This window comes from Gordonia sp. i37 (genome assembly GCF_002043085.1).
Classification (GTDB): domain Bacteria; phylum Actinomycetota; class Actinomycetes; order Mycobacteriales; family Mycobacteriaceae; genus Gordonia; species Gordonia polyisoprenivorans.
Genome location: NZ_MVPX01000008.1, coordinates 1 through 12,559, shown reverse-complemented (window position 1 = coordinate 12,559; position 12,559 = coordinate 1). Strand labels below are relative to the sequence as shown.

General features: G+C 67.1%; 13 protein-coding genes. 6 read left to right on the top strand and 7 right to left on the bottom strand.

Features of this window, described 5'->3' with window-relative positions; translation table 11 throughout:
• The 3 genes from B1964_RS00295 to B1964_RS00285 form a co-directional block, all read left to right on the top strand.
• A partial coding sequence (locus B1964_RS00295) for a substrate-binding domain-containing protein (RefSeq protein WP_139765568.1) occupies nt 1–470 on the top strand: 470 nt, incomplete at its 5' end.
• 170 nt (nt 471–640) lie between these two features.
• Nucleotides 641–2,398, top strand: coding sequence for a TerD family protein (locus tag B1964_RS00290; RefSeq protein ID WP_014358329.1), 1,758 nt, complete (start codon nt 641–643; stop codon nt 2,396–2,398).
• 41 nt (nt 2,399–2,439) lie between these two features.
• The gene (locus B1964_RS00285; RefSeq protein WP_014358330.1) at nt 2,440–2,790 is read left to right on the top strand and encodes a DUF2200 domain-containing protein; all 351 of its coding nucleotides are present in this window, start codon (nt 2,440–2,442) and stop codon (nt 2,788–2,790) included.
• Between the two features lie 133 nt (nt 2,791–2,923).
• Here B1964_RS00285 and B1964_RS00280 read toward each other — a convergent pair whose 3' ends face one another.
• Nucleotides 2,924–3,409, bottom strand: coding sequence for a flavin reductase family protein (locus B1964_RS00280; RefSeq protein WP_006369020.1), 486 nt, complete (start codon nt 3,407–3,409; stop codon nt 2,924–2,926).
• A 301-nt stretch (nt 3,410–3,710) separates the two neighbouring features.
• Here B1964_RS00280 and B1964_RS00275 point away from each other — a divergent pair, with 301 nt between their 5' ends.
• Both B1964_RS00275 and B1964_RS00270 read left to right on the top strand, forming a co-directional pair.
• Nucleotides 3,711–4,979, top strand: coding sequence for a styrene monooxygenase/indole monooxygenase family protein (locus tag B1964_RS00275; protein WP_079928363.1), 1,269 nt, complete (start codon nt 3,711–3,713; stop codon nt 4,977–4,979).
• Nucleotides 4,979–5,281, top strand: a complete 303-nt coding sequence (locus B1964_RS00270) for an EthD family reductase (RefSeq protein WP_079928362.1) — start codon at nt 4,979–4,981, stop codon at nt 5,279–5,281. The genes B1964_RS00275 and B1964_RS00270 overlap by 1 nt, the downstream gene beginning before the upstream one ends.
• Before the next feature lie 44 nt (nt 5,282–5,325).
• On the opposite strand, the gene B1964_RS00265 is transcribed toward B1964_RS00270, so the two are convergent.
• The 4 genes from B1964_RS00265 to B1964_RS00250 form a co-directional block, all read right to left on the bottom strand.
• Nucleotides 5,326–6,306: a helix-turn-helix domain-containing protein gene (locus B1964_RS00265; protein ID WP_006369024.1), complete on the bottom strand. Its 981-nt coding sequence runs from the start codon at nt 6,304–6,306 to the stop codon at nt 5,326–5,328.
• Between the two features lie 103 nt (nt 6,307–6,409).
• Entirely contained in the window at nt 6,410–7,675 is a 1,266-nt protein-coding gene (locus B1964_RS00260) for an FAD-dependent oxidoreductase (RefSeq protein ID WP_172398703.1), read from the bottom strand.
• A 2-nt stretch (nt 7,676–7,677) separates the two neighbouring features.
• Nucleotides 7,678–7,995, bottom strand: coding sequence for a 2Fe-2S iron-sulfur cluster-binding protein (locus B1964_RS00255; protein WP_079928360.1), 318 nt, complete (start codon nt 7,993–7,995; stop codon nt 7,678–7,680).
• A gap of 38 nt (nt 7,996–8,033) precedes the next feature.
• Nucleotides 8,034–9,227, bottom strand: coding sequence for a cytochrome P450 (locus tag B1964_RS00250; protein ID WP_079928359.1), 1,194 nt, complete (start codon nt 9,225–9,227; stop codon nt 8,034–8,036).
• Between the two features lie 141 nt (nt 9,228–9,368).
• On the opposite strand from B1964_RS00250, the gene B1964_RS00245 reads away from it, so the two are divergent.
• Nucleotides 9,369–10,265, top strand: a complete 897-nt coding sequence (locus B1964_RS00245) for a LysR substrate-binding domain-containing protein (protein WP_079928358.1) — start codon at nt 9,369–9,371, stop codon at nt 10,263–10,265.
• 16 nt (nt 10,266–10,281) lie between these two features.
• On the opposite strand, the gene B1964_RS00240 is transcribed toward B1964_RS00245, so the two are convergent.
• Nucleotides 10,282–11,268, bottom strand: a complete 987-nt coding sequence (locus B1964_RS00240; RefSeq protein ID WP_079928357.1) for an ADP-ribosylglycohydrolase family protein — start codon at nt 11,266–11,268, stop codon at nt 10,282–10,284.
• Nucleotides 11,269–11,521: 253 nt separating this feature from the next.
• Nucleotides 11,522–12,559 (bottom strand): VWA domain-containing protein (locus B1964_RS00235; protein WP_079928356.1); only part of this gene is annotated, 1,038 nt, incomplete at its 5' end.

Below are 12,559 nucleotides of genomic sequence, written 5' to 3'. Positions count from 1 at the left end.
CCCCCCCCGGCCGCAAGAAGGTCTGCGTCGTGGCGGGCCTGGAGTTCACCTCGACGGCCAGAGACCGCACGCGTGGTGCGGTGGAAGCGCTGTCCGACAACGGCATCGAGGTTCCCGAGTCGGCCGTCATCTTCTCGGGATTCGACCCCGCCGGTGGCCGGCGAGCGGTCGAACAGATCCTCGAGCGAGGTGAGGTGCCGGATGCGCTGTTCGCCACCAACGACTTTGCCGCACTGGGTGCGCTCGGCGCGCTGCGTGACGCGGGGTTACGCGTCCCCGACGACGTCGCGCTCGTGGGCTACAACGACACCCCACTGGCTGCGGCCGGGGCACTGCCGCTGACGACGATCCGCTCCCCGATGCACGAGATGGGCAGGCGTGCCGTGGGTTTGCTGATGCAGGTGCTTGCCGGTGAGGAGCCGGAGTCGGTGCTGCTGGAACCGGAGCTGATCGTGCGGAGCAGTACGTGAGAGTTGCTCGTAGAGTCCGCTGATGCCCGTTGCCATGCGGCTGTTGTCAGGGATATCTCGAGAATCCCCCTGAACAGACGACACGTGATCTCCGCTGCCGTGTCGGCCCGCTGCGAGAGAATCAGCAAGTAGACAGCCCGCGAAGTTGGGCATGGCAAAGCGGAGGCGAGATGGGTGAGTGGGTCCTGGTCGATGTCGAAACCTCCGGGACGAGTGCACGGCGCGACCGGGTGCTCAGCCTGGCGGCGATGACGTTGGACTCGTCCGGGAGAGTGCAGGAAGAGTACGCGACTCTCCTTGACGCGGACTGTGATCCCGGTCCGGTGCACATTCATCACCTGACTCGCAAGCGCTTACGTGGCGCACCAACGTTCGACGCAACTCTGCCGCATCTGGATCGCATGCTCGCCGGGCGAACGCTCGTCGCGCACAATGCCTCTTTTGACCACGGATTCCTCGTCGAAGAGGCACGCCGATTCGGTACGACGTTGCCGATCAGTCATCGCTTGTGCACTGTCACGCTTGCGCGGCGATTGCAGTTGAACGTACCCAACGTGAAGTTGGGGACGCTCGCGGCGTACTGGGGTATCCCACAGGCAAGCGCCCACGATGCGCGCGACGACGTCAAGACACTGGCGGAGGTCTTTCGCCACTGCGTTGACCTTGCGAATTCCTTGGGGCTCGGTCTTCCGATCGTTGGCTGTGCGGGCGCGTCTCGTGCCTATCCCGACAAAGTGACGCGCGTGCCCTGCCCCTGGCGTGATCCGGGACGCTATAGGTCGACGGTCGGTTTGATTCAGGGCACCAAGGTCGTGATCACTGGTCCAACTCGATTGCCGCGTACGGAGTTGGGTCGGCGCCTGTCGGACGCCGGGCTCGACGTGATGAACAGTATCAGTGGCAGGACCGGCCTGGTCGTGGCCAACCAGGATGCGCCGGACTCGCGAAAGCTCCAGCGTGCGGCTGAGCTGGGTATCACTGTGGTCGACGAGAGCACGGTGTTGCGTCTTTGCTCGGATATCGTTGCTGGAGTGCTCAAATCGGCACCGGAGTCGATCGAGGTCGTGACGATCATCGATGCTCCGTCGGTCGAGCCGGCGCCAGCGACTCCTGTCCGGGGCCCATGGGCCGGCCGCCGGGTGCTGGTGATGGGCGGTAGTCATGTCGAGGCGACCGTGATGCGTTCGCGGATCGTTCAATTGGGTGCGGCACCGGCAATCAATCTGACCGCGGGGGTGACCGACGTACTGCTCCTCGACGGTGGGGCTGGGGATCCACGGATGCCCAGAGTTCGTGACCGATCGTTGACGATCCTCGAGATGCACCACATAGACGCTGCGCTAGGGATCGGCAGCGATCCGGCTGAGAAGCACGACGACGCCGACTCATCACAACAGGAGTGGACGCCCGCAATGATGCCTCCTGGCGCGGTGATCGACCTCCCCGCCGGTCTCATGACGTTCACCGTGAACGTGGCATGGACGGCTGCGCGAGCCAAGTCGCCTGAGGTCGACGTCGTCGCCTTTGAACTCGGTGACGACGAGAAAGTGTTGTCCGATGATGAGTTCGTGTTCTTCAATCAACCGGCGAGTCCCGATGGCGCATTGACTCTGTCCATCGACGGTGACTGTGAACAAGGTGTCCATGTCGACCTGCAGTCCGTGCCCGCCGAGGTCGCGCGCATCACCATCGGCGCCGCGATCGAAGAGATGACATTCGGAGAGCTGGGTGCTCTGTCGGTCAGTGTCGATACCCCGAACGCCACCGTTGTCTCCGCCGTGCTGGACGCTGCGACTACTGAACGGTCGATGATCATCGCAGAGATCTACCGACGAAAGACCCAGTGGCGGTTGAGGATGCTCGGACAAGGCTATGACGATGACCTCGGTGGCTTCGCGGTTCGTCACGGAGTGGACGTGGAAGAGTAGGTTCGGATCAGACAAACCGCCCACCCGCGAAGGACCACAGCATGCCTGCCGACAGACTCCTCCGGATGCCGTTCGCCAGCATCTATCCCCTCTACGTGCAGAAGGTCGAGCGGAAAGGGCACACGCAGGCCGAAGTCGATCAGGTCATCTGCTGGCTCACCGGTTACGACGCCGACGGGCTGCAGAAAGCCGTCGACGCCGAGGTGGATCTGGAGGCCTTCTTCGCCGACGCGCCGCAGATGAATCCGAATGCGTCGTTGATCACCGGCAAGATCTGCGGGTACCGCGTCGAAGAGATCGAGGACCCGCTGATGCAGAAGATCCGGTACATGGACAAGCTCGTCGACGAGGTGGCGCGCGGGAAGAAGATGACGTCGATCCTGCGGGAGTGAAGTGCGTTGTCGTCGTGCGGGGTCTCGAGGCTCGGCGCCTGGGGCGCCTCGCACCTCGACCATCGGGGGGAGGGGAGGAGGAGCGGGGTGCCGGAGGACGTCCGGAGGGGAGAACCTCGGCCGCCCAAGGGCATCACGGCCGGACGGTGACGAACCCGCCGTCGAGGAAGCCCAGGCAGTCGCCGGTGCGGTAGCCGAAGTCCTCGACGCGGCCGACGAACAGGGTGTGGTCGCCGCCGTCGTATTCGGCCCACGGGGTGCAGGTGAACCAGGAGGCGGTGTCGGCCAGGCGGGGCGCGTGGTCGCCCTCGATCCAGCGGGGTTCCTGGTTGGGCCGACCGGCGAAGTGCATGGCGAGGTCGCGTTGTTCGGCGCCGAGGACGTTGACAGTGAACGGGTTTCCGGTCAACAGGGCGTGTGCGCGGACGTTGCGCTGGATGGAGATCAACACCAACGGCGGATCCATGGACACCGAGGTGAACGAATTGACGGTCAGCCCATGGCGTTTGGTGGTTCCGTCGGCGTCGGTGCCGTCAAAGGTCACCACGGCGACGCCGGTGGCGAAGCGGCCGAATCCGCCGCGCAGATGAGGGGTGGGCGGTGCGTCGGTGAGGGTCATCGCGAGTCTCCTACAAGGTCCGGTGGGCGATGACCGCAGACGTTAGGGCCGCCTCGGACACCGCGGCAATGGGCAAACGTGCTGTTGAGCGCGTCGCGCGCGGAATGCACAGTCTCGTGCACCCCGGGTCCAGAGCGCTGGGGGCATCGCCGAAGCCGACTTGACGATGCGCGCGGGAGTTGTGTGTCACAGAGCGAGACGCCCTGAGGTGGGTGTCACAGCGCCCGCCGGCGGCGCACCATGGCTCCACCGACATCGTCGTCGAGCGCCCCACGGCGCACGCGTCACCAAGGAGAGTCACATGCCAGACACGCCCGACATCGGAATCATCGGCGCAGGTACCGCCGGATTACACCTCGCCCTGCTCCTGCAACAGGCCGGGGTGACCACGCGTATCTACACCAACCAGACCGCCGACCAGGTGGCTGCGGGCCGACCGCAGAACAGCGTTTCGCACCACGCGCCGACCATCGCCCGCGAGGCGGCGATGGGCGTCAACTTCTGGCCCGCCGAGGAGTACGGCTACCAGGTCCACTACCACCACCTCAACGTGCCCGACGGCCCGCCGGTCTTCCGCGGCGACTTCCTGCGCCCCTCCCGAGTCCTCGACTACCGCATCTATCTGCCCAGATTGATGGCCGAATACGAGAATCGCGGCGGCACCATCGAGATCCGCAACATCGAGCCGTCGGACTTCGCGGCGCTGGGCCGGGAGCATGATCTGGTCGTGGTGGCCGCCGGCAAGCGGTCGTTCGGCGAGTACTTCGGCGAACGACCCGACGTCTCGCCGTACGCGAAGCCGCAGCGTCACCTCGCGGTCGGATTCTGGGACGGCGTCGAGCAGACCGACCCGCGCGCGGTGACCATGAGCATCTCGCCCGGCCACGGCGAACTCCTCGACCTGCCGATCACCACCTTCGACGGCTGGGCCAGCGCGCTGCTCTGCGAGAACGTGCCCGGCGGCGATCTCGAGATCCTGATGACGCAGAAGGAATCCGACGACCCCGACGCCTACCGGCAACTGCTGCTCGCCAAACTCAAGGTGCATCACCCGACGGTCTACGAGCGCATCGATCAGTCCCGCTTCAGGCTCATGCGGCCCGGCGACATCCTGCAGGGCGCGGTGCGGCCGGTGATCCGCGACGACTACCGGCTTCTCGACGACGGCACGGTCGTTCTCGCGCTCGGCGACGCGCACTCGACCGTCGACCCGGTCACCGGCCAGGGCGCGAACTCGGCATCCTTCGAAGCGCAGGTCGTTGCCGACGCGATCATCGAGGACGAGATCGTCGACGAACGGTTCGCCAAGAAGGTTGCCCTGCGCCGACGCGAACGCGTCGACGGACTCAGCGCCTGGGTCAACACCATGATCGCCACCCCGACGCCACCGCATCTGCAGAAGCTATTGGGCGCGATGTCCCAGATGCGCACGCTCTGTGACGAATTCACCGAGAACTTCAGCCACCCCCACCGCAACGGCGACATGGTGGCGACCCCCGAGCGCGTCGACGCTGCGATCGCCCGGCACGCCTCACTGGGGGCGGCAACGGCGAGCGGGAAGGTCGCCTGATGCACAAACTCGTTGTGCTGTACCCGACTCCGGACGATCCCGACCACTTCCGCGAGTACTACGAGAACACCCATCTCCCGCTCGCCGCGACGCTGCCGGGGCTGCTCGACTGGCGGCACAGCCTCTCGATCAACGCCGATCCGCAAAGCCCGTACTTCGCGGTGTTCGAAGGCGATTTCGCCGATGCCGCGGCGCTCGGAGCGGCGATGTCGTCACCGGAAGGTCAAGCGGTACAAGCCGATGTGCCGAACTATGCCAGTGGCGGTGCGGTGGTGATCGACTACCCGATTGCGCCGCACTGATCGCGCCGCACGGACCGATCGCCACGCCTGTCGCCGGGTCGCGCTCACTGCGCGGCCCGGCGAAATGCGCTGGGCGACATGCCGACCTGCTTGCGGAAAGTGCGTGAGAAGTGGGAGGCGTCGGGGTAGCCCCATGAAGCGGCGACGTCGGCGATCGCGCGATGGGCATGCATCGGATCGGCCAGGTCGCGGCGAATGGCCTCGATACGCTGCTCACGAATCCACGCCGAGACCGTCGTGCCCTGCTCGTGGAACACCTCGTGCAGATGGCGGGTCGAGATGTACACCGCCCGCGCGATCGCGTCTGGATTGAGGTCACTGTTGCGCAGGTTCTCGCCGATGTACTCGCGAATCCGCAGCATCAGGGGCAGGTGCCCGGGCGAGCCGCTCTCGACGGCCCGTGCGAGTGCCGCGGTGCTCAGCAACGCCGAGATCAGGTCGATCGTCGTGCGCACCACCCGCGCCGCGGCCGGACCCTCGACCGAGGCGAAATCCGTCGAGATCTCGGTCAGTAGCGGCGCCACCAGTCGCGTCAGTGACTCCTCCCGGCCCAACGAGATCGCGGTGATCGCGCGGACGTGATCGGGGCTCGGGTCGATCAGATCCCTGGGGAACATGATGACCACGGCGTCGATGTCACCGGCAAACCGCAGGTCATAGGGGCGCGCGGTGTCGTAGACGCTGATGCTGCCCGGCGACATCAACGCCGTGCGCCCGTCCTGCACCAGCTCGCCGGCACCGTCGATCATCAGCGTGATCTTGTAGAACAACCGTTCCGACGCCTCGATGAGGGCCGGCGTGCGATGGACCTCGTGCGGGGTGACGGCGAGCCGCGAGAAGAAGACGTCGTCGATGACGCGGCCCCGAATGGTGCCCGCGAAATGACCGTCGGAGAGGTCGTCGACCATCAACGGCACGAACGACCGCGACACCACCCGCTGCCACGCCAGCGCCGACTCGGTGGCGAATGCAACCGGCGGCTGGGCGGTGCCTGCGGTGCGGCCGGCGGGTGGTGCGCTCGTCACTGAGACTCCTTCGATCAACTCCTCCAGCGTAGTCGGCGAAGTGCTTTCCCAACAGCGTTATCGGACAACTCGTTGGGTGTGAGTGGTGCGGAGAACTGTTCTGTCACAACGTAACCAATGACTCCGATACGTCGAGCTGAGCGCGCACGGCCTTGGCGTGAGCCTTGAGGGAGAAGCCTGGTTCGCGGGCCCGATCCGGTGTGAGCGGGGCCGGTCGGTGGGAGAGTAGCGTGCGGGCGGCGAGGTGATCGGCCGGTGCGCCGACGCTCTCGACCCACGCCAGGGAGTTGTCGACGAAGCCGAGGATGCTGCCCTTGTCCGCGACCGGGTCGCCGAGTCGCACCATCTCCTCGGCGGTCGCGGGCACGCCGGCGATCTGCAACTTTCGTCCGCATTGCACCGTCCAGAACCATGGCACCGCGGAATAGGGCAGTGGCGCACCGCAGATCGACGCGGCGACGCAGCGCGCCTGATCGGTGGCGTTCTGGACGGCTTCGAGCCGCACCCGTCCGGCGGTGTGGTGACCGGGGAACGACGCCGCATCGCCGACGGCGAAGATGTGTGGGTCATCGGTGCGCAGGTACTCGTCGACGACGACGCCGTTGTCGACGGTGAGCCCGGCATCGCGGGCGAGACGGGTGTCGGGGACGGCGCCGATGCCGACGACCACGAGGTCGGCGGGAAGGCGGGTGCCCGAGTCGTCCACGACCGCTGTCACATGGCCGTCGGAACCGTCGATGCGCTGCACTCCAGTACCGAAACACAATTGCACACCGCGGCTTTCGTGCAGGTCGGCGAACAGCTGTGAGCTCGATGCGCTGAGTACGCGGGCCATGGGGCGGTCGGCGACGTCGAGGACGGTCACCGGAACCCCGCGATCGACGGCCGCCGAGGCGAACTCCAGGCCGATGAAGCCGGCGCCGACGACGACCACCCTGCTCGCCTCGGTGAGGGCGGCGTGGAGGCGGGCGGCGTCGTCGACGGTGTGTAGATGGTGAACGCCATCGAGATCGGCTCCGGGGCAGCTCAATCGGCGTGGCTGGGCGCCGGTGGCGAGGACGAGATGGTCGAAGGGGAGTGCGGCGCCGTCGGCGAGCCTCACCGTGTGCCGACCACGATCGATCCCGTCGACGCCGACACCGAGGCGTAGGTCGATACCGTTGTCGTCGTAGAACGTCGAGGGTCGCAACGGCAGTGGCGACGGGCTTGCGGCCGAGGTGACGTAATCCTTGGACAGTGGTGGGCGCTGATAGGGGAGATGCCCGGCTTGGTCCACCAGGGTCACCGCGCCGTTGTAACCGTTGCGGCGCAACGCGTCCGCGGCCTCGACGCCGGCATGCCCGGCGCCGACGATCACCACCGAATCCATCGTCACACCTGCGCTTCGGGGACGCGGACGGCCAGAGCGGAGAAGTGCTCACCGCTGCGGAGTTGGCAGCCGAGCCGCGAGGCGTCGGTGCGGTCGGCGGCGGTGCAGTCGAGCATCTCCTCCTCATCGTCGCCGATCGGCGGCAACGCCGCGGCGTCGTCGACGTAGACGTGGCAGGTCGCACACATCGCCTGGCCGCCGCATTCGCCGACGATGCCGGCGACACCGTTCTCCAGGGCCGCGCGCATCACGGAGATGCCGGTGTCGGCCTCCACGTGGTCGACGGTGCCGTCGGGGTGCTGATACGTGATCTGTGGCATGGTGATCCTCTTCTCTGCTGTACCGGAATGGTTTTCGTCTACCAGCGCACGGGTAGGGCGGTCATGCCGCGGAACACCCAGCCCTCGATGCGGGCGGGGCGCTCGGGGTCGAGGTGCAGTCCCGGCAGGCGATCGAAGAGGGCGGGGAGGGCGATATCGGCGATCTGGGAACGGGCCACCCATGCGCCCGCACAGAAGTGCGCACCGCCCCCGAAGCCGAGGTGTGGCACCTTGGGGCGGAACACGTCGTACTCATCGGCGCGCTCGAAGACTTCCTCGTCACGGTTGGCGCTCAACGCCACCACACCGAGCTTCGCGCCCGCCGGCAACAGCATGCCGCCGAGTTCGACTGCACGCGTGGTCTGCCGGGGATACATCCCGATCGGCGCCACCCACCGGACACTTTCCTCGAAAGCATCTTTCCAACAGCCTTTTCCGCGTACGGAGGTGAGCTGATCCGGCCGTTCGAGCAGCGCCCACACCGTGGTGGCCAACGCATCACGGGGTTCGTTGATACCGCCGCCGATCGACATCTTGAGATTGGCACGCGTATCGGCGAGGGTGACCTCGTCGTCCCCGAAGGCCGCGATGTGGGAGATCAGCGAGTCATCGGGGGTGGTGCGCACCCGGGTGAGCATCTCGTCGAGCGCCTGATCGACCTCGTCATAAGAGCGGCGCGCGGCCTCCCACACCTGCGGGTCGTCGGCGTAGTTGCCGGTGCCGTTGATCATGGTCTGACTCCACCGCAGCATGTCCTCGTGGGTGGCGTTCTCGAAACCCAGGACAACGCGCAGATTTTCGGCGGCATAGGGGGCGGCGAAATCGGTGACGAGGTCGGCGCCCGGGCCCTTGGCGGTGAACTCGGCGAAGAAACGCTCGAAGTTCTCGGCGAAGCGAGCACTCCAGACCTGTGTGATCGCACGGGGTTTGAGTACTCCGCCGTAGGAGGCGCGCTGGATGGCATGCGCGGGATTGTCCTTGCGCAGCATCGAATGCCCCATCGCCCGCTTCATCAGTGAGTTCGTCTCGTCGGCGGTGAAGGTGTCGGGATCGTGGTCGACGGTGTGCACGTCGTGGTAGCGGGTCACGAAGAACCGTCCGGCCGCGGGCACGTAGACAACCGGGGTCTCGCGGCGGAGTCGTGCATAGATCGGGAAAGGGTCGCGGTGCAGATCGTCGAGGGTGACCCAGTCGGCGGTGACCGCCGGGTGTGCGGGTGAGGTCGTGGTCATCGGGGCTCCTCGGTGCGTGACGGGTGTGATCGAACGTGGGGGCCCGTCAGGGCTGTGTTCGCGGTCACCTCTGAGTTCACCAGGCAAATAAACACGCGTAAAGCGGTGAATTTCGTGCTGAAAAGACGAGAGAATCGATGAATGCCGGACTTCACCCTGCGTCAACTGGAGTGTTTCGTCGCCGTGGCCGACCACGCCACCATCGCGCACGCCGCGGGTGCGTTGCATTCGTCGCCGTCAGCGGTGAACACCGCGGTCACCGAGCTGGAGAAACACCTCGGTGAGGCGTTGCTGATACGACGGCGCGCACACGGGGTCACCTTGACCACCGCGGGCCGGGCACTCCTGCCGCAGGCCCGGTCGCTGCTGGCGGCCGCCCGTGATCTCGCGCCGGTCTCCGACGGTCAGGTCCGCGGGCACTTCATGCTGGGCATCTACTCGACGTTGTCGGCGTCGTTGCTGCCGGCGATCCTCGACGGCTTCGGGCGAGCGCACCCGCGAGTCGAGGTGGACTTCACCGAGGGGTCGGGCGATGAGTTGCTCGCCGCCCTCGATGACGGCCGGGTCGACGCAGCGATTCTCTACGACCGGGACATCACCGGGCTACCGCACACCCGTGCGCTCTATCAGGTTCGCGCCCACGTCCTGCTGCCGGCAGATCACCGCCTCGCCGACGCCGAGCGGGTGTCGTTGCGCGAGTTGGCCGACGACCCGTTCATCCAGTTCGACGTGGCGCCCGCCTGGCAGAACACCTCGGCGCTGATGGCCGCCGCCGGGGTGAGCCCGCGCGTCGAATACGTCACCGGCAACTACGAGCTCGCTCGATCCCTCGTCGGCCGAGGGCTCGGCTACAGCGTGCTGGTGAACCGGCCCGCCTCCGACACCAGCCACGAAGGGCGCAAGCTCATCGTCCTAGAACTGGACCCCACACCTGATCCGGTCGCCGTCGTGATCGCGTGGCCCCGTGGTCGCGCGGCCTCACGACCCCTGCAGGCTTTCCTGGACTGGGCACCCGGACGGGTGTCGGGACCGGGATAGGCTGCGCGGCTGAGGTTTACCTCGTGACGGGTTCGGTCGACAGACGTTGCAGGTCGTCGGCGTCGGTGGGACGGGAGTCGACGAACGGCCATCCGTGCACCGCACGTCGGTAGTGCTCGGGAATGGCGCTCGCACCCCACCGGGCGCCGAGGAGTCCGCCGGCGATGGCGGCGACGGTATCGGTGTCGTCGCCGATCCGGATCGCCGTGTACAACGCCTCGGTGAGGTGGGTCGTCGGATCGTCGGTGGTGGTCTGCACGACCGCAGCGGTGGCCGCCTGGAACGCAGTCACAGTGAAACCGTTGGGCGAGAATCTATCCGGTGTCCCGGTGGTGGCCTGATCGATCCACGACGACCACTGGTCGCGACGTGTCGCAGGGATGAGGTCGAGGCCGGCGCCGACGTCGATGCGATCCTCGGTGATGGAGACGCGGATCGCCTCGCACCACAGGACGCACGAGTCCCCGGCGAGGGCGTCGGAGTGGGTGAGACCCGCGACCGCGCGGGCAGCCCGGGCGAGGGTGTCGCGGTCGTCGGGGTGCGCGAGAACCACCGGCGCGGTGCGCATCAACGCGCCGTTGCCCGCCGAGCGGGGGTGATCGGCGGCGAAGGCCAGCGATTCCTCTCGCATGATCGCGCCGACGTGCGCGTCGGGGTCGATGCGGAGTCGGCGGTCGGTGGCAGCGAGCACCGCTCGGGTCTGATTGCCGATATCCGGCGGGCTGCCGTTGAAATCCCGGTACCAGCGCAGGAAACCGCGTGCCACGGCGTCGAGTCCGGTCGCGGAGGTGAGGTCGTGGCCGTCGGCGACGGCCAGCGCGATCGCGACGGCCATGGTGGTGTCGTCGCTCCACTCGCCGGGTTCATAACCGCCCAGACCGCCGCCGGTCATCTCCGGTGTCTCGTCGGCGGTGAGGCGTCGGGAGAACTCGTAGGGAACGCCGAGGGCGTCGCCGACGGCGGTCCCGAGCAGGGCGCCGTAAGCGCGGTCGGGGTGGGGCATGGGTGGCTCCTCCGGTTCGGGGTGAGTGGGGTGGTAGGGGGTGGTTGGGGCGGGAAACAGCAGCGGCGCAAGGGGTCTCGAGGCTCAGGCGCTAGCGCGCCTTCGCACCTCGACCACCGGAAAGAAGGTTCCGGCGTTAGCGCGCCTTCGCACCTCGACCACCGGAAAGAAGGTTCCGGCGCTAGCGCGCCTTCGCGCCTCGACCACCGAATGAAGGTGTCGCGGCTATCGGGAGGAGGGTGACGTCGACGGTTTACCGCCCGCGCTTGCGGTTGCCCTCGTGGAAGGAGTCGCGGGAGCGTTTGGAGGCGTAGCCGGCGCCGAGAACCGTTGCGTCGTTTTCCAACTGATCGACGAAGTCGATCTCGGCGGCCATGGCGGCGGCCGCGGCCGGTGGGGCGGCCATCATCGCGCTCTCGTAACTCGAGCGCGAGCGCGCGAGGTGGGCCGAGCCGGCGGCGAGATCGCCCGCCTCGTAGGCGCGAGAGGCCTTGAGCTTGGCCTGCTGGCCCTCCTGGTACAGCTTCTCCGACTGGACGACGGGATCGGGAACACGGTCCCCGAGTTCGTCGCCGGGCACCACGTTCACCGAGATCGGTAGTGCCACCGTGTGTTCGGTCAGGGTGGCGGTCTCCACATAGCGCAGCTCCAAGGTCGCGAGCTGGGTGAGGCCAAGCGCGGCGAGACCGTCGACCTTCATGCGTAGCAACAGCTTCCGCTGTTCGTCGGCGTAGAGGTCGCCGAGTTCGATCATCACCTCGCCGTTGCCGATCTGATGGGCCGGAAGATCGTTGTACAGCGCGAGCTCGCCGACCTGCTCGACGTAGCGCACCGTCAGTGTGACGGCCTGCGCGGACTTCGCGAGCAGTCCGTCGACTTCGGCGCCGATCGCCGCGCCGGCGGCATCCGGGTTGTCGGCGAAACCGTGGTTGCCGTTGCCTGCTCGGGTGATCACCTCCAGCAGTGACTCGTCGTAGCCGCGGCCGTAACCGAGGGTGGAGGTGGTGATGCCGTCGGCCGCGGCCTTGGCGGCGATGCCGGTGAATTCGTCGTGGTCGCGGATGCCGGTGTTGATGTGGCCGTCACTGATCACCAGCACCGTGCCGCCGCGGACGCCTGCACTCGCGGTGGCGCGGCGCAACTCCTGCAGACCCCGCAGATACCCCGACGACAGGTCGGTGCATCCGCCCGGGGACACCGCACCGATGGCATCGATCGCGCGCTGCTTGTCGGTCAGCGGTGCTGCCGGGACCACCACCATCGCGGCGTCGTCGAACGCGACGACGCCGAA

Excerpts from the sequence above, each read along its gene's own strand:
- B1964_RS00250 (WP_079928359.1), bottom strand. The coding sequence starts at position 9,227 with ATGACCACGACCTCACCCGCACACCCGGCGGTCACCGCCGACTGGGTC.
- B1964_RS00255 (WP_079928360.1), bottom strand. The coding sequence starts at position 7,995 with ATGCCACAGATCACGTATCAGCACCCCGACGGCACCGTCGACCACGTG.
- B1964_RS00260 (WP_172398703.1), bottom strand. The coding sequence starts at position 7,675 with ATGGATTCGGTGGTGATCGTCGGCGCCGGGCATGCCGGCGTCGAGGCC.
- B1964_RS00245 (WP_079928358.1), top strand. The coding sequence starts at position 9,369 with ATGCCGGACTTCACCCTGCGTCAACTGGAGTGTTTCGTCGCCGTGGCC.
- B1964_RS00240 (WP_079928357.1), bottom strand. The coding sequence starts at position 11,268 with ATGCCCCACCCCGACCGCGCTTACGGCGCCCTGCTCGGGACCGCCGTC.
- B1964_RS00290 (WP_014358329.1), top strand. The coding sequence starts at position 641 with ATGGGTGAGTGGGTCCTGGTCGATGTCGAAACCTCCGGGACGAGTGCA.
- B1964_RS00270 (WP_079928362.1), top strand. The coding sequence starts at position 4,979 with ATGCACAAACTCGTTGTGCTGTACCCGACTCCGGACGATCCCGACCAC.
- B1964_RS00275 (WP_079928363.1), top strand. The coding sequence starts at position 3,711 with ATGCCAGACACGCCCGACATCGGAATCATCGGCGCAGGTACCGCCGGA.
- B1964_RS00285 (WP_014358330.1), top strand. The coding sequence starts at position 2,440 with ATGCCTGCCGACAGACTCCTCCGGATGCCGTTCGCCAGCATCTATCCC.
- B1964_RS00280 (WP_006369020.1), bottom strand. The coding sequence starts at position 3,409 with ATGACCCTCACCGACGCACCGCCCACCCCTCATCTGCGCGGCGGATTC.